The following is a 20,884-nucleotide window of genomic DNA, read 5'->3' as shown; positions in this document are numbered from 1 at the left end:
TTGCGGGCCGTTTTTTTATGTCTGCCAACCTCCCTGACTACGCAAACCCTCTTCTGTAGGAGCGAGCTTGCTCGCGAAGAACTGGAGGGCGCCGCGTTCATTCAGACAGCCCTCGTCATCGTTAACGTCCATCGCGAGCAGGCTCGCTCCTACAGGACATGCGTGTGAAGACTTACAACCGATCCAGCACCTCCCCACTGCGCTTGAACCACCCGATCAAATAATCCGCCAGTACCTGCGTGCGCTTGGGCAAACCGCCCTGATATGGATGCACCAGGTACATCGGCATGCTGCGGGTCTGATAATCGCGCAGCAGCCATCGCAAGCGCCCGTCCGCCAGCTCTGTTGGCAAACAGTAGGATGGCAGGCGCGCAATACCGGCGCCGACCAGTGCGGCTTTCTTCAACAGGTTGTAGTGGTTGCTGGCGAACGGCCCCGACACCCGCACCCGCAACAACTCGTGTTGCTGGTGATACAGCCATTCTTCGCGGCCGCTGTAATGGCTGTTGAGCAGGCAGCGATGCTCGGCCAGCGCCTGGGGGGTTTGCGGTTCACCGTATTGCTCCAGATAAGCCGGGCTGGCACAGGTCAGCTCTTGCCACGCCAGCAGTGGACGCGCCACCAGTCGCTGGTCAATGGCAACGTCGGAACGAATCGCCAGATCGAAGCCGTCTCGAGACAGTTCGCGGTAGCTGTTGTTGAGCTCCAGCTCGATCTGCACCTGGGGATACTTGGCCGAGAACTCCAGCAACAGGCCATCGAAGAAGGTTTCCCCCAGCGACACCGGCACCGTCATCCGCACCGGGCCGGCCATGTCGTCCTTCAGGCGCGCCAGGGCCTGGCGGGCCCGCTCGACTTGCACTACCAGCGCCTGGGCCTGGGGCAACAACGCAGCACCGGCGGCGGTCAGGCTCAAGCGGCGGGTGGTACGTTGCAACAACACCACGGAAAACTGCGCTTCCAGCTGGCTGATGCGCTTGGACAGCTGGCCTTTGCTGCAACCGAGCTGCTGCGCCGCCAGGGTAAAACTCCCCGCCTCGATCAACACCGCGAACGCCGCCAGGTCATCCATCTCGCTCATGGATTGTTTCCATTTGAAAACCAAAGGTTGCCTATTAGTGCGCTTATCCGGAGAAAAAACCACCCTAAACTGAAACCTCGTTCAACCCATACGAGGATCAGCCCCCATGAAAATTCTTTTGATCGGCGCAGGCGGCACCATCGGTTCGGCAGTCGACAAGGAACTGTCGCAACGCCACGAAATCATCCGCATCGGTCGCACCAGCGGCGACTTTCAGGTGGACATCAGTGACAGCACCTCGATTCGCAAGCTGTTCGAGCAGACCGGCAAATTCGATGCACTGGTGTGCGCGGCCGGTAACGTGACCTTCGCACCGCTCAACGAAATGACCGAAGAGAGCTTTGCCCTGGGCCTGAAAGACAAGCTCATGGGCCAGGTCAATTTGCTGCTGATCGGCCGCGACTTCGCCAATGACGGCGCTTCGTTCACCTTCACCACCGGCGTGCTCAGCCACGACCCGATTCGCAGTGGCGCCTCGGCGGCGCTGGTCAACGGTGCACTGGACAGCTTTGTCCGCGCTGCCGCCATTGAGCTACCGCGCGGCCTGCGGGTGAACTCGATCAGCCCGAATGTCCTGGTCGAAGCCATGGGCAAATACGCGCCGTACTTCCGTGGTTTCAAGCCGGTTCCTGCGGCGGATGTGGCCTTGGCCTACGCCAAGAGTGTGGAAGGCCTGCAAACGGGTCAGATCTTTCACGTAGGCTGAACCGGCTCAAGCTCAATCAACCAACGTGGGCAAGAGGTCTTTGGCGATGGCTTTCGGGATGGACACCCTGAACTGCGAGCCCAAGACCGATTGCACTGTCGCCGTAGAAACCTTCCAACCATTGATCGATAGCGTCAATTTCTGGCCTATTGACTCGCGTGTAATGCGCTGCATACGCTCAGTTGCTTCAGGACTGAGCGTGACATTCATTTCAAACACCGAATGAAGTCTGTCGTTGTCCTTCAATAGCAACTCCATTCGGGTGAAGTCGATTGCCGAAGACAAACTGATCTCGGCAGCCTGACTGCCCGTGGCCCCCGTCATCACAATTGAAAACATCCAGATCTTCCAGCCCATTGCGTTCTTCATATCCGCCCCTGCGAAAACGCGGCAGCTTACCTTCGGCATCGTGACACTCGGCATCGGAATAATTCACAGGATGTTGCCGCAAATCACCCTCTACTTTGCCAGTGACCAACTCCAGCCTTGTGATGAACGGTCAGCCTGAGTAACGTGGCGGCACCTGTCAGGAGACCCCAAGATGCGTGTTGCCCGTTCCTTAGTCCTCGTTGCCCTGCTTCCGCTGTTCGCCGCTTGCCAGTTGTTCGAGGGTGAGCGGCAGAACGCCTCCCATGTCGGCCAGACACGCATGCAAGGCCAGTTGACCGCGGCGGACGGCAAACTGCTGTTCCAGCCGTGCAACCAGACAAACCGCTACGTGGTCAACGACACGGGCGGTACCAGCGTCCTGCAGCAGGCCGCAAACCTGGCGGACAAGCAGGGCAAGCTGTTTGCCGACGTGCGCGGGCGGGTTGTGGCCGGCAGCGGTGGTGACGGCCAGCTCGATCTGGAGCAGTTGTACCGCGTCGAGCGCTCGGGCACCGCGTGCGACGATCCGAATTTCAAGCTGCTGATCCTGCGCGCCGCCGGCCACACCCCGGAGTGGAGCGTGAAAGTCAGCGGCAAAGGCATGGTCCTCGACCGGGCCGGCCAGCCGCCGTTGGCCGTGCCTTACGTCGAGGAGCAATTGGGCGATGGCCGTTTCAACCTCAGCACCGAAGCCAACAACCAGCACATCGAACTGTGGGTTGCACCGCAACGTTGCGTCGACAGCAGCACCGGCAGCATCCAGCACATGAGTGCCGAGCTGCGCATCGACGGTCAGGTACAGCGCGGCTGCGGGTATTTCGGCGGATCGCGCGACGACTGATCGTTTAAGCCTCACGGGCCTGCGCCTTTGAGGCTTATAATCGCGGGTTTCAAACGCCCTGGCGCAGTTGTGCGCCCCGCGAACCGGATCCCGCCATGTTACGAATCACCGAACTCAAGTTGCCGATCGACCATCCCGAAGAAGACCTGCGCCCTGCCATCGTGCAGCGCTTAGGGCTTGCCAGCGATGACCTGCTCGATTTCACCTTGTTCAAGCGCAGCTACGATGCGCGCAAAAAGTCCTCCGAACTGTGCTTCATCTACACCATCGACCTTGAAGTTCGCGATGAGGCGGCGGTACTGCACAAGTTTGCCGATGACCGTAACGTCAACGTGGCACCGGATGTCAGCTACAAAGAAGTCGGCCAGGCGCCAGCCGATCTGAGCGTGCGGCCGATCGTCGTCGGCTTCGGCCCGTGCGGGATTTTCGCCGGGCTGCTGCTGGCGCAAATGGGCTTCAAGCCGATCATCCTCGAGCGCGGCACCGAAGTACGCCAGCGCACCAAGGACACCTGGGGCCTGTGGCGCAAAAGCGTGCTCAACCCGGAATCCAACGTGCAGTTCGGTGAAGGCGGCGCGGGGACGTTCTCCGATGGCAAGCTCTACAGCCAGATCAAGGACCCGAAATTCCTCGGCCGTAAAGTCCTGCACGAATTCGTCAAGGCCGGTGCTCCGGAAGAAATCCTCTACGTCAGCAAACCGCACATCGGTACGTTCCGTCTGACCGGCGTGGTGGAAAACATGCGTGAGCAGATTCGCGCCCTGGGCGGTGAAGTGCGCTTCCAGCAGCGCGTCACCGACGTGTTGATCGAAGGCGACCAACTGGTCGGCGTCGAACTCAATGGCGGCGAACAGATCCACTCCAAACACGTGATCCTGGCCCTCGGCCACAGCGCCCGCGACACCTTCCGCATGCTTCACGGCCGTGGCGTGTTCATGGAAGCCAAGCCGTTCTCGGTGGGTTTCCGCATCGAGCACCCGCAGTCGCTGATCGACCGTGCGCGGCTGGGCAAATACGCTGGCCACCCGAAACTGGGCGCCGCCGACTACAAGCTGGTGCACCACGCCAAGAACGGCCGTTCGGTCTACAGCTTCTGCATGTGCCCGGGCGGCACCGTGGTGGCGGCGACTTCCGAGCCAAACCGCGTGGTCACCAATGGCATGAGCCAGTACTCGCGTAACGAACGCAATGCCAACTCCGGCATCGTCGTCGGCATCACGCCGGAAGTCGATTATCCGGGCGGCCCGCTGGCCGGTATCGAGCTGCAGGAACGCCTGGAGTCCCACGCATTCGTGCTGGGCGGCAGCAACTACGAAGCCCCGGCGCAACTGGTCGGCGATTTTATCGCGGGCAAACCGTCTACCGAACTGGGCAGCGTCGAGCCATCCTACAAGCCGGGCGTTGCCCTGGGTGATCTGGCGCTGGCACTACCGGCATTCGCCATCGAAGCAATTCGCGAAGCCTTGCCGGCATTCGAGAAGCAGATTCGTGGTTACTCGCTGCACGACGCAGTGCTGACCGGGATCGAGACCCGCACCTCGTCGCCGCTGCGCATTACCCGTAACGAGTCGTTGCAGAGCCTGAACGTGAAGGGCTTGTTCCCGGCCGGTGAAGGGGCCGGTTATGCGGGCGGGATCCTGTCGGCGGGTGTTGACGGGATTCGCATTGCTGAAGCGGTGGCCCGGGACATCCTCGGTCTCGAGGCCTGATACCACTCTAATGTGGGAGCGGGCTTGCTCGCGAAAGCGGTGGATCAGCCAATGCATATGTTGGATGTGAAACCGTCTTCGCGAGCAAGCCCGCTCCCACATTTGATCTTCGGTGTGTCAGATATTGGCGCGCAAAACCGAGTCCGGCAACGGCTCACCCCGCTCCACCGTCGCTGCCACCGCAGCCATCAAACCGCTCAGTTCATACCCCTGAGCCTTGAGCCAGCCCTGATCGTAATAGGTCGTGGCATAGCGCTCGCCGCCGTCACACAGAATCGCCACCATCGACCCCGTCTCCCCTGCCGCCTTCATGTGCTGGGCGGCCATCAATGCGCCGATCAGGTTGGTCCCGCTCGACCCGCCCACATGCCGTCCCAGACGCTCCGCCAAGTAGTGCATGGCCGCCAGCGACAAGGCATCCGGCACCTTGACCATCGCGTCGATCACCTTGGGCAGAAACGACGCTTCCACGCGCGGCCGGCCGATGCCCTCGATACGCGAGCCGTGGTCCAGTCGCAGACTGGCATCGCCGGTCTGGTAGTAATCGAAGAACACCGAACGCTCGGCATCGGCACACAGCACGCGGGTGCCATGCTGGCGATAACGCACATATCGGCCCAGAGTGGCCGTGGTACCGCCGGTACCGGGGCTGGAAATCAGCCAGCTCGGTTCGGGGTGCTGCTCGAAACGCATCTGCTGAAAGATCGACTCGGCAATGTTGTTGTTCGCCCGCCAGTCGGTGGCGCGCTCGGCGTAGGTGAACTGGTCGATGAAGTGCCCGTCGTGCTCACGGGCCAGGCGCTCGGACTCGGCGTAGATCTGGGTCGGATCGTCCACCAGGTGGCTTTGACCACCGTAGAAGGCGATCTGCGCAATCTTCTCCTTGGACGTAGTCGCCGGCATCACCGCAATGAACGGCAAGCCCAGCATGCGCGCGAAGTACGCTTCGGAAATCGCCGTCGAACCGCTGGATGCCTCAATCACCGGCGCACCGGGCTTGAGCCAGCCGTTACACAGCGCATACAGGAACAGCGAACGGGCCAGACGGTGCTTGAGGCTGCCCGTGGGGTGGCTGGACTCATCCTTGAAATACAACTCGATGCCTGGAAAACCCGGCAGCGGCAAGGGGATCAAGTGGGTGTCGGCGCTGCGCTGGAAATCGGCTTCGATGATCCGGATCGCTTCGCGGGACCACTGTCGATTGTCGCTCATGATGGTTTTCTCGTTGTATCGGGCAGGAGTCGGCCTTTTGACAAGGCTCAGCCAACAAGCTTAGGAAAAATCCTGCATCCAGCACAGGTACAGATGAAATCCAATACGCCGGGCAACTGCTAGGCTCAGGTCGGTGCCGAGGGATCACTCTGTAACGGCATATAACAAAAAAGAATATAACTTTTGTTTTAACAACTAACGGTACTTGTTAGGGTGTAACACCTTTTGAATTCATGGATGGAGAGCGACCTTGCCTCTGCGTAGCACTTTCACGCGTTTCTTTCAGTTGGAAGCTGCCAGCGGTCTGTTACTGATCGCCGCTGCCGTTCTGGCTCTGATCATCAACAACTCGCCGCTGTCGTGGCTGTACAACGGCCTGTTGGACACCCCCGTGGTGGCCCAGATCGGCGCACTGAAAATCGCCAAGCCCTTGCTGCTGTGGATCAACGACGGCCTGATGGCGCTGTTCTTCCTGCTCATCGGCCTGGAAGTGAAGCGCGAAGTACTCGACGGCCAGTTGTCCAAACCGTCGCAAATCGTGCTGCCCGGTGCAGCCGCCATTGGTGGCATGGTGGTGCCGGCGCTGATCTACTGGTACCTCAATCGCGACACGCCAGCCGCCCTGAACGGCTGGGCAATCCCGACCGCCACCGATATCGCCTTCGCCCTTGGCGTACTGGCACTGCTGGGCAAACGGGTTCCGGTATCGCTGAAACTGTTCCTGATGACCCTGGCGATCATCGACGACCTTGGCGCGATCATCATCATTGCGATCTTCTATTCCGGCGCGCTGTCGACCCTGTCTCTGGCGCTGGCCGCGACCTGTATTGCGGCGCTGATCGGGATGAACCGGCTTGGCGTGGTCAAGCTCGGGCCCTACATGATCATTGGACTGATCCTCTGGGTCTGCGTGCTCAAGAGCGGTGTCCACGCCACCCTGGCCGGCGTGACCCTGGCATTCTGCATTCCGTTGCGCACGAAAAATGCCGAACCTTCGCCACTGCTTGCCCTGGAGCATGCCCTGCACCCGTGGGTTGCCTACGGCATCCTGCCATTGTTCGCCTTTGCCAACGCCGGCCTGTCCCTGAGCGGTGTCACCGTCGAGAGCTTCACTCACCACGTCCCCATGGGCATCGCCATCGGGCTGCTGCTGGGCAAGACCGTCGGTGTCTTCGGCCTGACCTGGCTGGCCGTGAAAACCGGTATCGCCGCCCTGCCCCAAGGTGCCAATTGGGGCCAGATACTGGGCGTGGCGATTCTCTGCGGCATCGGTTTCACGATGAGCCTGTTTGTCGGCTCGCTGGCCTTCGAGCCAGGCGTGAGTGATTTCGCCGGGATGGACCGCATGGGGATCTTGACCGGTTCGATTCTGGCTGCACTGATCGGTTATGTGGTGACGGCGATGGCGAGCCGCAAGAACAACGCGCTGGCTTCCTGATAAACCGCCATAACGGCCAGCATCAATCAGGACTCACCTGAGCTGAAAAACAAAAAACCCGATCAGTCACCTGATCGGGTTTTTGTTTAGCCGGTGTTTGCGCTTAGTGCGAAACGCGGCTGGTGCCATTCACACTGGCGATGCGCACACGTTCGCCGACACGGAACACTTCGTTCGGCTGAACTTCCTGAACGTAGGCGCGCATGCTGCCATCGTCTTCGCGCACGGTGATTTCCACGCCCTGGGTGCGGGTCAGGCCTTCTTCAGCGGCTGAACCGAGCAGGCCACCGGCCACGGCACCGATAACCGCTGCAACGACGCTGCCTTTACCGCCACCGATAGCACTGCCGCCAACGCCGCCGACCACTGCACCTGCAGCGCCGCCGATCGGGGTTTTGGTGCCTTCGATTTTCACCGGGCGCAATGCTTCGATGGTGCCCATGCGAACGGTCTGCACACGACGCGCCTCGTCACGGGAGTAGGAGTCACCGGTCAGGCTCGATTGGCAACCAGTGAGCAACATCGCCATCGTGGAAAAGGAAGCAACCAGCAGAACAGACTTACGCATAGCATCAACTCCAAAAAAACAGTTGTTCATTAAACTCCGCTACTTGACGCCTGTCACGGCATCGCCCGGGTAAAATTGGTTTGATTCAGGCTCCGTTAAGGCGCCTCCACGAACCCACACAGTAGCGGCAAATTCGCAAAGCTGCCCCACTGGCCAAGGATTCCCATGGATTACTTTATCATCGTCGTCACGACTGTTGCCGGTTTGTACTTCCATTGGTGGCTGTACGTGCGGATCAAACGCTGGATGGACCGCGATCTGGCGCTAGCGCTGGCGGGCAAGGACGAGCAGAAAAAAGCCTTCATGCTCGAACGATTGGCGAGTGCTCAGGCGCAGAAGATCAAGCGTCGAGACCTGCCGAAGTGGCTGGAGGCCGCTGCGGCAGGCTATCCCGATCGGTAGACTGCTCAGGGTGCCAGACGTTCAAGAATCCAGTCGGCGCCCTGCTGGCGGTAATTGAGGCGGTCGTGCAGGCGGCTTGGGCGACCCTGCCAGAATTCGATGCGTTCCGGCAGCAGGCGATAACCACCCCAGTGTTCCGGGCAATGGGGCTGGGTGTCGCTGAAACGTTGCTCGGTGTCCTTGAGCAGCGCTTCGAGCTCGCTACGATCGGCGATCACCCGGCTCTGCGGCGACGCCCAGGCTCCCAGGCGACTGCCCAGTGGACGGACCTGATAGTAAGCGTCGGACTCTTCAGGCGTCACCTTCACCACCCGCCCTTCGATGCGCACCTGGCGCTCCAGCGCCGGCCAGAAAAACGTCATGGCCGCATACGGATTCGCGGCCAGTTGCTGGCCCTTGGCGCTGTCGTAGTTGGTGAAAAAGGTGAAGCCCTGCTCGTCCAGGCCCTTGAGCAACAGAATGCGACAGTGCGGTCGACCGTCCTGGTCAACGGTGGCCAGGGTCATGGCGTTGGCTTCCACCGGCACCTGTTCGGTTTTCACCGCGTCGGCGAACCATTGGTGGAACAACGCAAACGGCTCGGCCGGGGCTTGTGCCTCGGTCAAGCCATCACGGGTGTAGTCACGACGCATATCAGCCAGGCCCTGGGTCATGGCGCATTCCTTTTGGTTAACGAATCACTGCTTTGCAGTATCGGTGGCTGCGCCTTTCTTGTCAGCCGCGGAGGCTTTGGCTGGCGTGGTCTTTTTCGCCGGCGTTGCGGTTTTCGCAGGTGTTTTCTTGGCCGGTGCTTTTTTCGCGGGGGCTTTTTTCGCCGCTGGAACAGCAGCTTTTTTAGCCGCCGGGGCCGGTGTCACAGGCTTGGCGACCGGCTTGACCTCAGCAGCAGTGACCTTGGTCACAGGGGCCGGCGCCGGCATATTGTACTTGCTCAGCAGTGCGGCCATGGTGTTTTGCGGGGTCACCAGCAGCTCCACGCGGCGGTTCAACGCACGCCCTTCCACGCTGTCGTTGGCGGCGCGCGGCGCATCACCGCCCAGACCACGCAGCATCAGGCGATCACGCTGCAAACCACTGAGACGGAAAATCGCCGCAACGGCCTGGGCACGCTCCTGGCTCAGTTTGACGTTGGCAGGTGCAGCGCCGGACGTATCGCTGTGGCCGAGGATCAACACAGCGGACTTTGGATCGGCTTCAAGGATTTTGGCAACGCGGGTCAACGGACCGAGTGTGACCGGCAGCAGCATGGCCGGACGGTCAGGGTTGAACGAGCCTTCGACCGGCGCAGTCACCACCAGCACGTTTTCGCGGCGCTCGAGTTGCAGGTTACTGCCCTTGACCGCCTCCCGCAGGCGCGGTTCATAGTCGTCAAGCCAGGCCTGGGTGACTTTCGGGTCGGGCATCGGCACAGCCTTGGCGGCGCTCTGCTTGCTGCCGCCGAACGGCCACCACCACTTGCTGCCGCTATCGGTTTCGGCCTTGGCCACCGCAACGGGTTTGACTTCAGGTTTCACCTCCGGCTTGGCCGCAGGCTTACCGGCGCTCTCGTCGGAACCGAATGGCCAGTACCAATGGCTGCCACTTTCAGTCTTGGCAACGGGGGCTGTCGCATCTCTCTGTGGAGTCTGTGCGCAACCGGTAATAGCAAAGCACAGGGCCAAGGCGAGGGTTTTATTGGATGACATTGGATATCCACAAGAATGAAGTCAAAAAAATCTGGCCACAGCGGCCCGCACAAACTGACGCTTTGAAACTGAAAAGGCTATCGGGTTCCAGCCCTGGAACCCGATAACCGCTTTTACAGACAAGTGGCCAGAACCCGCACCAGCTTTTGCGCACGCGGGTCCATCAAGACGTACGGCCCCAGGGTATTTGTCACAAATCCGAAAGCCACGTCGTGCTCCGGGTCGGCAAAACCGATGGAGCCGCCGGCACCCGGATGACCGAACGCCCGCGGGCCAAGGCCGAAGGTGGCATTGGCAACGTCCGGTTGATCGAGCATGCAACCCAGACCGAAACGGGTCCGAGTCAGTAAGGTCTTGTCCTCGCCGAGGCTGTGCTCGCGGGTCAGCTCATTGAGCATTTCGCTTTCCAGCAGGCTGCCGTCGAGCAGGCCGGCGTAGAACCCGGCCAGGCTGCGGGCATTTCCATGGCCATTGGCGGCTGGCTGTTGCATGCGTCGCCACTCGGGCTTGTTGGTGCTGGTCATGATCGACGGAGGGTTGGTGAACGCCCGGGTCGTCATGGCCGCTGGCTCACGCATGGTCACTTGCAGCAGGCGCTGGGCGGCGGCATCGCCGACATTGCCCTTGCCCCGCGCAATGTGGGCCACGCGATGGAACTCTTCGTCGGCCAGGCCCACATGGAAGTCCAGCCCCAACGGCTTGGCGACCCGCGCGACGATGGATTCACCCGGCCCACGACCGTCGGCACGGCGCAGCAATTCGCCGATCAGCCAGCCATAGGTGATCGCCGCGTAACCGTGGCCTTCGCCCGGCGTCCACCACGGCGTTTCGGCGGCCAGGGCGTCGACCATGGTTTGCCAGTCGTAAAGGGCTTCGGGGGCCAGTAACTCGCGCAATGCCGGAAGGCCGGCCTGATGGCAGAGCAGTTGGCGCAAGGTGACGGACTCTTTGCCGGCAGCGGCAAATTCGGGCCAGTAGCGCGCGACCGGGGCATCCAGTTGCAGCTTGCCTTCGGCCACCAATTGCAGCGCGGTGACGGCGGTAAAGGTCTTGGTGCAGGAGAACAGATTGGCGATGGTGTCGCTGTGCCAGGCCTCGGTCCCGTCCTTGTCGGCAGTGCCGGCCCACAGATCGAGGACGGTTTCGCCGCCGACCTGAATGCACAACGCTGCGCCACGTTCCTGGGGATCGTCGAACAGCGCCGCGAACGCCTCTCGCACCGCCTCGAACTTAAGCTCGTAATGACCCTGAATCTGCACCCGCAACTCCCCGGATTAACGCTCTACAAAGTGGCGGGCATTGTTCCAGCCCTTGAGGGTTTTGGGAACAGGGTTGGGCCGGGCGGTCGCTCTGCCATCAACCTGAAATGCAGTGGAGATGCTGATGACGCCTTCGCGAGCAAGCCCGCTCCCACATTGGAATGCATCCTCCTGTGGGAGCGGGCTTGCTCGCGAAGAACGATAACGCGGTGTCAGGACTCAGTGGCCATTCCCGGTGTGCCCGCCCGCGCCCTTCCCCGGCCCCTTGCCGGCGTCGGCCTTGCGGCCGCCCTCGGCGTCGTGGCTGGCTTTGTCGGCGGCGGCCGCAGCCTTCTCTGCCTCTTTGCCCAATTGCTCGACTGTCGCCAGGTTGCTCTTGCGCACGCTGTCGACAAACCCCTGGAACGGCAGATCAGTGATGCCCACCAACCCGAAGTGACCGTTTTCACCGTCAAGCAGGCGCCCGGTGACCGGTTGATCGAGGTACTGGAACCAATGCACGCCAACAATCGACGGCTCGCTCAATGCCTGCTTGAGGAAGTTGGCGTACGCCGGACCGCGGTCTTCCTCCTTCACCAACGGCGTAACGCCGCCCCAGAACGGGCCACGATCAGCCGAGCCGAAATTGAACTCGGTGATCAGCACCGGTTTGTCGAGACTGCGCAGCCTGGCGAAGTCGTAACCATCCTGGGGTTGCAAGGTGTACATGTTGAAGCTCAACACGTCGCAATACTGGGCGCAGGACTCCACTGCCTCCGGCGTGCTGATGGCGAAACGGCCGCCGAGCAATAGCTGGTTCGGTACGTGCCACTTGAGCGAGTCGGAGATGGTCTTGAAGTAAGTGTCGGCAAAGACCTTCTGGAAGTATTTGAAGTCGGCTTCGATTTCCGGGTGCTCGGCGCTTGGCAACGGCGGCACGAATCCCGGATCTTCCATCAGTTCCCAGGCCGCCAGATCGATGCCCCAGGCTTTCGACAAGCCAGCCTGATTGCGGTACTTGTCACGCAGTTGCTTGAGGAATGCGCGCTTGGCCGGCACGTCGGTGGTCATTTTCAAGGTGCCGTAGGCCAGGGCATATCGGGCTTTCGGGTCATCCCCTGGACCGGCCCAGGCCAGTTCGTTGTCGGCGTAGTAACCGATCAGCCACGGATCGTCACGATGATCGCGGGCGGCAATGGCCACGGCACGTTCGGTGGCCATGGCGAAACGCGGGTCGAAGGGGTCGGGCATGCCGCCCCACCAGTCGGTACCGGTGCTGATGCTGGCGTAGTCGCCGACGATCGACAGCGGCAAGGTATAGGGCACGCGATCAGCGTCGCCCAATACGGGTGCGCTCCAGTTGCCAATGGTGTTGAAGCCCCAGGCCTGCAAGCGATCAAGGGTGTGACTGGCCCAACGCTGCTCGTCGAACAGCGGCTTGCACGGTTCGGCGGTTTTTTGCTCGGCGGCTTTCGCTACCGTCGCTTCAGTCCTGGCCGCTTCGGCGACACCAGACTCGGCAGTTGCAGGCACTACAGGTTGCTCCGCCGCCTTGGCCGTCGTCGCCTCGACTGCATCCGCCTTGGCCGCCGCGGCGACGCCCGCCTTGGTATCGCTGCCCTTCACACACGGGTCGCCATACAGGCGCTGCAGGTTGGCACCGTAGAAGTCGTACCAGCGACCGGCATTGTAGCCACGCCCTTGATCGGCACCGTTGCCGCCACGGTTGTCGCCTTCGCCGTAATGGCTGGCGAGTGCGTCATCTGTTTTGGGCAGGGATTCGAACATCCACTCACGACCGGCAACGTAGGTCGGGTTGACGTCTGCAGCGACGGTGTTAACCCCGAGCGAATAAAACGGATGGCCTTGCGGCGTCACCAGATACCAGCGTCCATCGCGTTTCTCGGTGCGGAAAAAGCCGCTGGCCTTGAAGGACGGGCCTTTGGTCAAACCACCGAACTTGTCCAGGGAGGACTTCTCGCGCTCGGCCAGCCAGGTTTTCAGTTGCTGCTGCTCCTTGCTGGCGGCGCTTTTCAGTTGTTCGTCACTGCTGATTTTTTCCGGCCATTTGTTTCGGTTCGACTGGCCGTAGGCATCCACCAACCCGCCATACACGGCTTGGGTTATCGACTCACCGCCCTGCACACCAAAGCGCTCCAGCAGGATGCTTTGCGCGGCTTTGGGCTGGTCCATCGACAGGCTCACCGACACCACCCGGCTGCGATCCAGCTCACCGGCGCTGCTGGCCAGCAACACTCGCTGCCCCTCAACGGTCATCGGCATCGGCGGGCCAGCCTTCATGCCCTGGCTCAGCGGTGATGTCGCCTGCAAAGGCACCAACAGGGTTTGCGCAGGCCCCGCCGGCAGATCGACGCGGCTGACCAGTGTCTTGCCATCGTTGCTCTGGATGGTCACGTACAGGGTCAAGGCCCAGTTCATGGCGCTCTGGATCCGCAGGCTCATGACGCCCGACTGCGACCAGTCCCAGGCGCCGGTTTGCGGGGTCAGGCGCAACGTCGGCCGGGCGACCGGGTTGAACGTCACCCGGCGCAGCACTTCGCCCTCGGGGGTTTGCTCGGCGTTGGATTGCGGCAGGCTGGCGTCCTGAGTCGCCACCTGGACCACGTCGGCGGGGCGCACAAAGTTGAACAGCGTCTGCTGGCTGGCCGGGGCGGCCAACAGCGGTGTTGCGAACAGCATGGCAAAAACAGCAGGCAACGAACGGCAAATCATGAGAACGAAATTCTCCCTAACGACCTTCAATGGGCCAGTGGAAAAGCGATGGCAGAGAGATAGACAACGCGGCGGGCAAAACTGCCCACCGGTGATTCAGGAAATTTCTCGACGGAACGGCGGCAACGCATTGAGGATGGCTTTGCCATAGCGCTGGGTCACCAGGCGCCGGTCGAGCAAGGTGATGGTGCCGCGGTCTTCTTCGGTGCGCAGCAAGCGACCGCAGGCCTGGACCAGTTTCAGCGAGGCGTCCGGCACGGAGATTTCCATGAACGGATTACCGCCCCTGGCTTCGATCCATTCGGCCAGCGCCGCTTCGACCGGATCATCGGGTACCGAGAAAGGAATCTTGGCAATGACCACGTGCTCGCAATAAGCGCCGGGCAAGTCGACCCCTTCGGCGAAGCTCGCCAGGCCGAACAACACGCTGGAATCGCCGCCATCTACCCGCGCCTTGTGCTTGTTCAGGGTTTCCTGTTTCGACAGGTTGCCCTGGATGAACACTTGCTTGCGCCAGTCGCGGTCCAGGCCGTCGAACACGTCCTGCATCTGTTTGCGCGAGGAAAACAGCACCAGCGTGCCCCGCGAGCCTTCGACCAGCTCAGGCAAATCACGAATGATCGCGGCGGTATGCGCCGCTGCATCACGGGGATCGGCGTTCAGGTTCGGCACCCGTAACACACCGGCGTCGGCATGATGAAAGGGGCTTGGGACCACGGCGGTCACGGCTTTTTTCGGCAGGCCAGCGCGCATGCGAAAGCGATCGAAGGTGCCGAGGGCCGTCAAGGTCGCCGACGTCACCAGGCAGCCATACGCCACGTTCCAAAGGTTGCGCCGGAGCATTTCCGCCGCGAGGATGGGGCTTGCATTGACCTCGATATCGAACAGCGAGCCGCTTTCGGCCAGGGTCAGCCAGCGCGCCATGGGCGGGTTGTCTTCCGGGTCTTCGACGGTGAAGGCGGTCCACAACTCCCAGTTACCGGAAGAACGCGACAACAAGCTGCCGAACAGTGGATACCACTCCTCGGCCTGGTTGCTGGCGATGCCAATGTTGACCTCGCCGTCCATGCCCTCCTTGAGCAACTCGGTCAGGCGGGTGAACAGATCGGTCAGCCGTGCGAAGCCTTTCTTCAGTTCGATGCCCATTTCACGCATGTGCTCGGGAATCACCCCGCCGACGAATCGGTGACGCGGGCGCTCGCGGCCTTCGACGTCTTCGCCGGGCTTGAAATCGGCAATCTGCTCGCACGCGGTGAACATGAACTGCTGCTGGGTCTTGATCTCCCGCGCCAGTTCCGGCACCTGCTCGATCAACTTGCCCAGATCTCCCGGCAATGGGTGCTGGGCCAGAAGTTTGGTGAGGTTCTTGGCGGTGGTTTCCAGCCAGTCGGCGGTGGAGCGCAGGCGCGTGTAATGGGCGAAGTGGCCGATGGCCTTGTCCGGCAGGTGATGGCCTTCGTCGAACACGTAGATGGTGTCGCGCGGGTCCGGCAGCACGGCGCCGCCGCCCAGGGCCAGGTCGGCCAGTACCATGTCGTGGTTAGTGACGATCACGTCGACCTTGCCCATGCCTTCGCGGGCCTTGTAGAAGGCGCACTGGCCGAAGTTCGGGCAATGACGGTTGGTGCACTGGCTGTGATCGGTGGTCAGGCGCGCCCAGTCGGCGTCTTCCAGGGCGGTGGACCAACTGTCGCGGTCGCCGTCCCACTTATTGCCGGCGAGTTTTTCGATCATGCTGGTGAAGAGCTTCTGACTGGCCTCGTCGACCTCGATCTTGAAACCTTCTTCTTCGAACAACTGAGCGGTGGCGGTCTGCGCGTGGCCTTCCTGGAGCAACATGTCGAGCTTGGACAGGCACATGTAGCGCCCGCGTCCCTTGGCCAGGGCGAAGCTGAAATTCAGCCCGCTGTTGCGCATCAGGTCAGGCAAGTCCTTGTAGACGATCTGCTCTTGCAGGGCCACGGTGGCCGTGGCGATCACCAGGCGCTTGCCGGCGGCTTTCGCCGTGGGAATCGCCGCCAGGCTGTAGGCCACGGTCTTGCCGGTACCGGTGCCGGCTTCCACCGCGACAATCGCGGGGTCGCCACTGCGCCGGCCTTCGTCGTCGGTGTCGATGTCACCCAGGACCTTGGCGACTTCGGCGATCATCAGGCGTTGGCCGTAGCGCGGCTTGAGGCTCTTGGCTTCGAGAAAACGCGAGTAGGCGCCCTGGATCGTGGTTTTGAGTTCAGTGCTGATCATGGATTGTCGGGCGCAAAAAACGCTGGATAAATTTTCAGTAGTTCGGTTCGGTCGCTATCATACCCCGCTAATGAATCCCGCGCAGAACGGAGTAACCCAATGACACCTTTTAGCCTCATTTATAGCCTGCACGTACTGGCGGCCCTGGTCTGGGTCGGCGGCATGTTTTTCGCCTGGATGGTCCTGCGCCCCGCCGCAATCAAGGCACTTGAAGGCCCTGCCCGGCTGAAGCTGTGGGTAGAAGTGTTTCAAGGCTTTTTTCGCTGGGTCTGGGTGGCGGTGATGCTATTGCCGGTCAGCGGTGTGGGCATGCTGCACATGCAGTTCAATGGTTTTGAAGCCGCGCCGCGTTATGTGCAGGTGATGATGGGCTTGTATGTGGTAATGACCGCGCTGTTCATCCGCATTCAGGCGCTGATGCTGCCGGAACTGCGCACCGCCGTGGCCGAGCAGGATTGGCCAGCCGGTGCAGCGGTGCTGGGACGGATCCGCAAGTTGGTGGGGATCAATCTGCTGGTAGGGTTGGCTTTGGTGGTGATTGCCGCGGCCCGGCCGATGTTTTGATTCTGCCGAACTTTTGTGGCGAGGGGGCTCGCCCCCGTTCGGCTGCGAAGCAGTCGTAAACCAGACACCACTAACCTTCGCGATTGCCGGAAATGGGGCCGCTTCGCGGCCCAACGGGGGCAAGCCCCCTCGCCACAGGCAAGCCCCCTCGCCACAGACAAGCCCCCTCGCCACAGGGCTTTCGGCGCTTCTTACAACCGCTGCACCGTCACCGAACCAGCGGCACCTTCTGGCCCAGGCTGACCATCAGCCCCGGGTTTACCGCTCTTGCCACCATCGGCCTTGTAAATCAGGCAGCCCTTGGCCTTGCCACCCGCGCCCGGTTTGCCGCCCGGGCCGGCCAGGCCACCGGCACCGCCAGCCACCTGAACCTTGATCCGGTCTGCCGGGAAGTCGTGCGGCACTGCCAGTTTGACCAGCGCCCCCGGTGCTCCCGGCTGACCGTTGCTGCCATCACTGCCATCAGCACCGCGACCGGCCTGACCCCATGTGCAGCCCGGTTCCTGGCCGTTACCCCCATCAAGACCAACGAACCCCGGTGCACCCGCACCACCGCGAGCATCAACGGTCAATTGCGCTGCGTTCAGTGTCTTGATCTGCAAATCAAGGCTGCGCCCGGATCGAGCGGCCTTCTGGTAGGTCCCGGGTGAGCCACGGGAGGTGATCTGGCTGCCTTCGGACAAATCAGCGCGACGGACCTTCAGCGCCAGCGCCTGTTCCCCCGGCACGATGGCAATGCGCGCTTCACGCCCCAGATGCAATTCACCCACGGTGACTTCGGTGACGTTCGAAGGAATCAGCAAGGTGCCGTAATCGGCCACTTCCAGGCGTTCCAGTTGCAAGGCGCTGGCGGTGTTGGGCAAGCGCATCAGCGAGTTGGGTTCGACACTCACCACCTGTGCGCAGGCCAATGGGCTGATGAGTGCGGCGAGCAGACAGAGTTTACGCATGGGAAGCCTTCGAAGCGGTGGGGGCTGGAATGGTTTGCAGGTGGAATACGCCGAAAATGACGATCTTCAGGCGGTCAAGCCAGGGATGGGCGCGACCTCGAAGGCTGCGATAGCACAGCAACGCTTCCAGAAGATGGATGAACCCCAACAGGCCGCCGGCCAGGTTGACCAACGGGTGCAGCGGAAAGACAAACGGTGTGAGCAGATTGACCAGCACTACCGCCCAGAACAGCAAGGTCAGTAATCGCCCCAGTCCCCATATGACTTTCATACGCGCCCCCGATGAGAATTATTGTTTGCGCGCACAGTAACGGCTTCCACGCGGGATAAGCCAGAGGGCAACGGAAAATTCTTCATGGAGGCCGCCGAACGGCCGTCGCAGCGATCACACCAGTCGCTCGACGGCTCTATCTCTTGGCTCAGCGGTTTATATGCAGTTCCACGCGACGGTTTTTCGCACGGCCTTCTTCTGTTTCGTTGTCGGCAATCGGTTGGCTCTCGCCCCTGCCTTCGCTGGTGATTTTGTTCGGCGCCACACCCTGGCTCAACAGGTATTCCGCCACGCTGCTGGCACGCCGCTCCGACAAGGCCTGGTTATAGGCATCCGAACCGACACTGTCGGTGTGGCCGACCACCTTGATGCTGACCACATCGGCATCCTCGAACTTGCTCATCAACGCATCCAGTTGACTCTTCGCCGTCGGGGTCAGCTCGGATTGATTGAAGACAAACAGTACATCGCTCAGAGTAATGACTTCGGATTGCGCAGGCTCGACCTGGACGCTGTCCGGGTACTGCGGCACCACGCAACCGCGATGGTCGACCGGGGTATTGGCAGGGGTATCAGCGCAACGGTCGCGTCGGTCGAAAACGCCGTCGCCATCTTCGTCGCCATCCTGGGCATAGCAGATCAAGCCGCCGGACAAGATACCCAGCGCCGCCCCACCCCCGGCCCAGGCACTACTCTCGATTGCGCCCAGACCACCACCGACCAGACCGCCGATGAGGCTGCAAATTGGCCAGGTGCGTTGATTGAGGGGGGCGGTGCCATCGCTGTGGGTCGCGCAGCCGGTCAAGAGGCTGCCAAGTAGCAGAACCGGCAAGACGGTCCTTGTGAGAACGATCATGTTGAAAGCTCCTGTGTCCCCGGCCAATACCGGTTACACAGGAGTAAAGACCCGCATCCGCGACTGCACAAGGCGCGGATGCGAGGGGGGCCTAACGCTGGATTTTGATTTCGGTACGGCGGTTCTGTGCACGACCGTCAGCGGTTTTGTTGTCTGCAACCGGCTGGCTTTCACCGGCACCGACAACCGACACGAAGTTGCTGCGAGGTACGCCTTGATCGATGAGGTATTCAACCACCGAGTGGGCGCGTTTATCCGACAGTTTCTGGTTGTAGGCGTCGCTACCCACGCTGTCGGTATGGCCGGTTACGGTCAGTTGAGCAGTCGGGGCTTCGGCTTTCAGGCGAGTGGCAATCTTGTCGAGTACCAGTTTGTCGGACGAGGTAAGCGTGGCTTTATCAAACTGGAAGTGGACATCGCGAATGACGATGGTTTCTTCCTGGACCACAACCGCTTCTTCGACCACAGGCGCAGGTGGTGGGCAACCGTTGGCATCGACTTGAACGCCTTTAGGCGTGCCTGGGCACTTGTCGCGACTATCCGGCACACCGTCGCCGTCTTCGTCGCCATCACCGTGCACCCAGCAATAAGCCGCTGCCGTACCGCCGACGAGCAGAGCACCATACCCTGCCCATGCCGAGCTTTCGGTCGCTCCGAGGCCCGCACCCACGACACCACCAACAGCCGCACAGGTCGGCCAGTCGGTTTTCTGCAAACCTGCGCAACCAGTCAAGACACTGGTTAGCAGAACCAAGGGTAATACTGTCCGAACTATGCTCATCTAGTTTTCTCCTGAAGGATCGGCTTAGAACCGATTCAGGTAGTAAAGACCCGAGTTTTAAACTCCGCCAGCAATAGGCCATGCTGTTTATTCGCGTATTAACGGCAGCTTGGCGCTTTTGTCGCCAAGGCGCTCTAGGCCCGAACGTAAGGGCAGGCTAGTCTTGGCGGATCTGATTGAGGATCTTCGATGACTGCAGGTATTTCTTCACGCACGCCACAACAGGCACTGGCCGCGTTACTCGACCGATATGCCCCCGCACGTCTGTTGTTGATCGGCGCCAGCGAGTTCCCGGCACTGGAGGCTTTCAAACTCGCTCACCCGGACAGCTGCGTCGCATTCGCCGCCCCCGGGCCGTTGCCCGACGAGTTGGCGGCCCGCCGTTTCGACCTGGCCCTGGTGGTCGATTGCCTGGAGCATCTGCCCAAGCGCGACGGCCTGAACCTGCTGGGCGGCATTCGCAACCTCAACGCCAGCCGCATCGCGGTGCTGGCGGATCTGCCGGCCTGTGGCTGGCAGGAAACCGACTTTTTCTCCCTGGCCCTGCAAGCCAGTGAGCGCTTCCAACGGGACGAACAGGTCCTGACCCTGTTTACCTACGATCTGCTTGAATACAAACAAGTCCCCGACTGGCTCAATTCGCGCTTCTGGGCCAATCCGGAAAACTTCGGGAAATACTGGTGGTAATGCAATGAGTACATCCATTTGCCCTTGCGGCAGCGGCACCCTGCTCGACGCCTGCTGCGGTCACTACCATGCCGGACACCCGGCGCCGTGCGCGCAAACCTTGATGCGCTCACGCTACAGCGCCTATGTGCTGGGGTTGGTCGACTATCTGGTGGCCACCACCCTGCCCGCCCAACAGGCCGGCCTGGACCGTCAATCGATCAGCGACTGGAGCGCGCAAAGTACGTGGCTGGGCCTTGAGGTGGAAAGCTCCGAAGTGCTGGGCGGCCAGCCTGAACACGCTTTCGTGACCTTCACCGCGCGCTGGCACGACAGCAATGGCGAGCACAGTCATCGAGAGCGCTCATCCTTCGTACAGAACGCCGGGCGCTGGTACTTCATCGACCCGACCGTGCAACTCAAACTCGGGCGCAATGACCCTTGCCCGTGTGCGAGTGGGCAGAAGTTCAAGAAGTGTTGTGCGGGGTACTTCAGCAGCTAGTACATGGAATGACTATCCACCAAGCAGGAGCTGTCGAAGGCTGCGATCCTTTGGGTCTAGACTGGGGCTCA

Annotated in this window: 21 protein-coding genes; 8 read left to right on the top strand and 13 right to left on the bottom strand. The window is 61.3% G+C overall.

Annotated elements, in window-relative coordinates:
* Window positions 1-172: 172 nt before the first annotated feature.
* Window positions 173-1,081 carry a LysR family transcriptional regulator gene (locus KGB29_RS02845; protein WP_046041267.1) on the bottom strand — a complete coding sequence of 303 codons (909 nt, stop codon included), beginning with the start codon at window positions 1,079-1,081 and terminating at the stop codon, window positions 173-175.
* A gap of 106 nt (window positions 1,082-1,187) precedes the next feature.
* On the opposite strand from KGB29_RS02845, the gene KGB29_RS02840 reads away from it, so the two are divergent.
* Window positions 1,188-1,787, top strand: coding sequence for a short chain dehydrogenase (locus tag KGB29_RS02840; protein WP_150812948.1), 600 nt, complete (start codon window positions 1,188-1,190; stop codon window positions 1,785-1,787).
* 12 nt (window positions 1,788-1,799) lie between these two features.
* On the opposite strand, the gene KGB29_RS02835 is transcribed toward KGB29_RS02840, so the two are convergent.
* Window positions 1,800-2,156 carry a hypothetical protein gene (locus tag KGB29_RS02835; RefSeq protein WP_150812947.1) on the bottom strand — a complete coding sequence of 119 codons (357 nt, stop codon included), beginning with the start codon at window positions 2,154-2,156 and terminating at the stop codon, window positions 1,800-1,802.
* Window positions 2,157-2,328: 172 nt separating this feature from the next.
* Between KGB29_RS02835 and KGB29_RS02830 the strand changes: the two genes are divergently transcribed.
* Together KGB29_RS02830 and KGB29_RS02825 are read left to right on the top strand one after the other, a co-directional pair.
* Window positions 2,329-2,997, top strand: coding sequence for a COG3650 family protein (locus KGB29_RS02830; protein ID WP_102669884.1), 669 nt, complete (start codon window positions 2,329-2,331; stop codon window positions 2,995-2,997).
* Window positions 2,998-3,092: 95 nt separating this feature from the next.
* Window positions 3,093-4,706, top strand: coding sequence for an NAD(P)/FAD-dependent oxidoreductase (locus tag KGB29_RS02825; RefSeq protein ID WP_150812946.1), 1,614 nt, complete (start codon window positions 3,093-3,095; stop codon window positions 4,704-4,706).
* 117 nt (window positions 4,707-4,823) lie between these two features.
* Here KGB29_RS02825 and KGB29_RS02820 read toward each other — a convergent pair whose 3' ends face one another.
* Window positions 4,824-5,921: a PLP-dependent cysteine synthase family protein gene (locus tag KGB29_RS02820; RefSeq protein ID WP_173677912.1), complete on the bottom strand. Its 1,098-nt coding sequence runs from the start codon at window positions 5,919-5,921 to the stop codon at window positions 4,824-4,826.
* Between the two features lie 247 nt (window positions 5,922-6,168).
* Between KGB29_RS02820 and nhaA the strand changes: the two genes are divergently transcribed.
* Entirely contained in the window at window positions 6,169-7,356 is a 1,188-nt protein-coding gene (nhaA, locus tag KGB29_RS02815; protein ID WP_150812945.1) for a Na+/H+ antiporter NhaA, read from the top strand.
* 103 nt (window positions 7,357-7,459) lie between these two features.
* Here nhaA and KGB29_RS02810 read toward each other — a convergent pair whose 3' ends face one another.
* The gene (locus tag KGB29_RS02810; protein ID WP_057716111.1) at window positions 7,460-7,924 is read right to left on the bottom strand and encodes a glycine zipper 2TM domain-containing protein; all 465 of its coding nucleotides are present in this window, start codon (window positions 7,922-7,924) and stop codon (window positions 7,460-7,462) included.
* A gap of 165 nt (window positions 7,925-8,089) precedes the next feature.
* Here KGB29_RS02810 and KGB29_RS02805 point away from each other — a divergent pair, with 165 nt between their 5' ends.
* Window positions 8,090-8,326 (top strand): hypothetical protein, encoded by a 237-nt coding sequence (locus KGB29_RS02805; RefSeq protein WP_046041257.1) that lies wholly within the window; start codon window positions 8,090-8,092, stop codon window positions 8,324-8,326.
* A gap of 5 nt (window positions 8,327-8,331) precedes the next feature.
* Here the strand turns inward: KGB29_RS02805 and pdxH are convergent, their stop codons facing one another.
* The 5 genes from pdxH to dinG form a co-directional block, all read right to left on the bottom strand.
* Window positions 8,332-8,979: a pyridoxamine 5'-phosphate oxidase gene (pdxH, locus tag KGB29_RS02800; RefSeq protein ID WP_150812944.1), complete on the bottom strand. Its 648-nt coding sequence runs from the start codon at window positions 8,977-8,979 to the stop codon at window positions 8,332-8,334.
* A 24-nt stretch (window positions 8,980-9,003) separates the two neighbouring features.
* Entirely contained in the window at window positions 9,004-10,011 is a 1,008-nt protein-coding gene (locus KGB29_RS02795; protein ID WP_150812943.1) for an OmpA family protein, read from the bottom strand.
* Window positions 10,012-10,124: 113 nt separating this feature from the next.
* Entirely contained in the window at window positions 10,125-11,270 is a 1,146-nt protein-coding gene (locus KGB29_RS02790) for a serine hydrolase domain-containing protein (RefSeq protein ID WP_150812942.1), read from the bottom strand.
* Window positions 11,271-11,489: 219 nt separating this feature from the next.
* On the bottom strand, window positions 11,490-13,982 hold the full coding sequence (locus KGB29_RS02785) for a beta-galactosidase (protein WP_154946613.1): 2,493 nt from the start codon (window positions 13,980-13,982) through the stop codon (window positions 11,490-11,492).
* A gap of 96 nt (window positions 13,983-14,078) precedes the next feature.
* Window positions 14,079-16,223: an ATP-dependent DNA helicase DinG gene (gene dinG, locus KGB29_RS02780; protein ID WP_007992389.1), complete on the bottom strand. Its 2,145-nt coding sequence runs from the start codon at window positions 16,221-16,223 to the stop codon at window positions 14,079-14,081.
* 99 nt (window positions 16,224-16,322) lie between these two features.
* Between dinG and KGB29_RS02775 the strand changes: the two genes are divergently transcribed.
* Window positions 16,323-16,787, top strand: a complete 465-nt coding sequence (locus KGB29_RS02775; protein ID WP_154946614.1) for a CopD family protein — start codon at window positions 16,323-16,325, stop codon at window positions 16,785-16,787.
* A gap of 191 nt (window positions 16,788-16,978) precedes the next feature.
* On the opposite strand, the gene KGB29_RS02770 is transcribed toward KGB29_RS02775, so the two are convergent.
* The 4 genes from KGB29_RS02770 to KGB29_RS02755 all read right to left on the bottom strand — a co-directional run bounded on the left by KGB29_RS02770 (window position 16,979) and on the right by KGB29_RS02755 (window position 19,645).
* The gene (locus KGB29_RS02770; RefSeq protein WP_090453531.1) at window positions 16,979-17,737 is read right to left on the bottom strand and encodes a hypothetical protein; all 759 of its coding nucleotides are present in this window, start codon (window positions 17,735-17,737) and stop codon (window positions 16,979-16,981) included.
* Window positions 17,730-18,008, bottom strand: a complete 279-nt coding sequence (locus KGB29_RS02765) for a DUF1145 domain-containing protein (RefSeq protein ID WP_150812938.1) — start codon at window positions 18,006-18,008, stop codon at window positions 17,730-17,732. Before KGB29_RS02765 ends, KGB29_RS02770 begins: the two co-directional genes overlap by 8 nt.
* A 148-nt stretch (window positions 18,009-18,156) precedes the next feature.
* Entirely contained in the window at window positions 18,157-18,864 is a 708-nt protein-coding gene (locus KGB29_RS02760) for an OmpA family protein (protein ID WP_150812937.1), read from the bottom strand.
* Between the two features lie 91 nt (window positions 18,865-18,955).
* Entirely contained in the window at window positions 18,956-19,645 is a 690-nt protein-coding gene (locus tag KGB29_RS02755) for an OmpA family protein (RefSeq protein WP_090453529.1), read from the bottom strand.
* 189 nt (window positions 19,646-19,834) lie between these two features.
* On the opposite strand from KGB29_RS02755, the gene KGB29_RS02750 reads away from it, so the two are divergent.
* Complete coding sequence (locus tag KGB29_RS02750) at window positions 19,835-20,332, top strand: DUF6231 family protein (protein ID WP_090453527.1); 498 nt, start codon at window positions 19,835-19,837, stop codon at window positions 20,330-20,332.
* A 4-nt stretch (window positions 20,333-20,336) separates the two neighbouring features.
* A complete protein-coding gene (locus tag KGB29_RS02745; RefSeq protein ID WP_057716123.1) occupies window positions 20,337-20,813 on the top strand; it encodes a YchJ family protein in 477 nt (158 codons plus the stop codon).
* Window positions 20,814-20,884 lie beyond the last annotated feature (71 nt).

It is taken from the genome of Pseudomonas sp. BF-B-30 (assembly GCF_019956305.1).
Classification (GTDB): Bacteria; Pseudomonadota; Gammaproteobacteria; order Pseudomonadales; family Pseudomonadaceae; genus Aquipseudomonas; species Aquipseudomonas jessenii.
This window is presented reverse-complemented; position numbering and strand designations above follow the sequence as displayed.

Excerpts from the sequence above, each read along its gene's own strand:
- KGB29_RS02845 (WP_046041267.1), bottom strand. The coding sequence starts at position 1,081 with ATGAGCGAGATGGATGACCTGGCGGCGTTCGCGGTGTTGATCGAGGCG.
- KGB29_RS02840 (WP_150812948.1), top strand. The coding sequence starts at position 1,188 with ATGAAAATTCTTTTGATCGGCGCAGGCGGCACCATCGGTTCGGCAGTC.
- KGB29_RS02835 (WP_150812947.1), bottom strand. The coding sequence starts at position 2,156 with ATGAAGAACGCAATGGGCTGGAAGATCTGGATGTTTTCAATTGTGATG.
- KGB29_RS02830 (WP_102669884.1), top strand. The coding sequence starts at position 2,329 with ATGCGTGTTGCCCGTTCCTTAGTCCTCGTTGCCCTGCTTCCGCTGTTC.
- KGB29_RS02825 (WP_150812946.1), top strand. The coding sequence starts at position 3,093 with ATGTTACGAATCACCGAACTCAAGTTGCCGATCGACCATCCCGAAGAA.
- KGB29_RS02810 (WP_057716111.1), bottom strand. The coding sequence starts at position 7,924 with ATGCGTAAGTCTGTTCTGCTGGTTGCTTCCTTTTCCACGATGGCGATG.
- KGB29_RS02805 (WP_046041257.1), top strand. The coding sequence starts at position 8,090 with ATGGATTACTTTATCATCGTCGTCACGACTGTTGCCGGTTTGTACTTC.
- pdxH (WP_150812944.1), bottom strand. The coding sequence starts at position 8,979 with ATGACCCAGGGCCTGGCTGATATGCGTCGTGACTACACCCGTGATGGC.
- KGB29_RS02795 (WP_150812943.1), bottom strand. The coding sequence starts at position 10,011 with ATGTCATCCAATAAAACCCTCGCCTTGGCCCTGTGCTTTGCTATTACC.
- KGB29_RS02785 (WP_154946613.1), bottom strand. The coding sequence starts at position 13,982 with ATGATTTGCCGTTCGTTGCCTGCTGTTTTTGCCATGCTGTTCGCAACA.
- dinG (WP_007992389.1), bottom strand. The coding sequence starts at position 16,223 with ATGATCAGCACTGAACTCAAAACCACGATCCAGGGCGCCTACTCGCGT.
- KGB29_RS02775 (WP_154946614.1), top strand. The coding sequence starts at position 16,323 with ATGACACCTTTTAGCCTCATTTATAGCCTGCACGTACTGGCGGCCCTG.
- KGB29_RS02770 (WP_090453531.1), bottom strand. The coding sequence starts at position 17,737 with ATGCGTAAACTCTGTCTGCTCGCCGCACTCATCAGCCCATTGGCCTGC.
- KGB29_RS02765 (WP_150812938.1), bottom strand. The coding sequence starts at position 18,008 with ATGAAAGTCATATGGGGACTGGGGCGATTACTGACCTTGCTGTTCTGG.
- KGB29_RS02760 (WP_150812937.1), bottom strand. The coding sequence starts at position 18,864 with ATGATCGTTCTCACAAGGACCGTCTTGCCGGTTCTGCTACTTGGCAGC.
- KGB29_RS02755 (WP_090453529.1), bottom strand. The coding sequence starts at position 19,645 with ATGAGCATAGTTCGGACAGTATTACCCTTGGTTCTGCTAACCAGTGTC.
- KGB29_RS02750 (WP_090453527.1), top strand. The coding sequence starts at position 19,835 with ATGACTGCAGGTATTTCTTCACGCACGCCACAACAGGCACTGGCCGCG.
- KGB29_RS02745 (WP_057716123.1), top strand. The coding sequence starts at position 20,337 with ATGAGTACATCCATTTGCCCTTGCGGCAGCGGCACCCTGCTCGACGCC.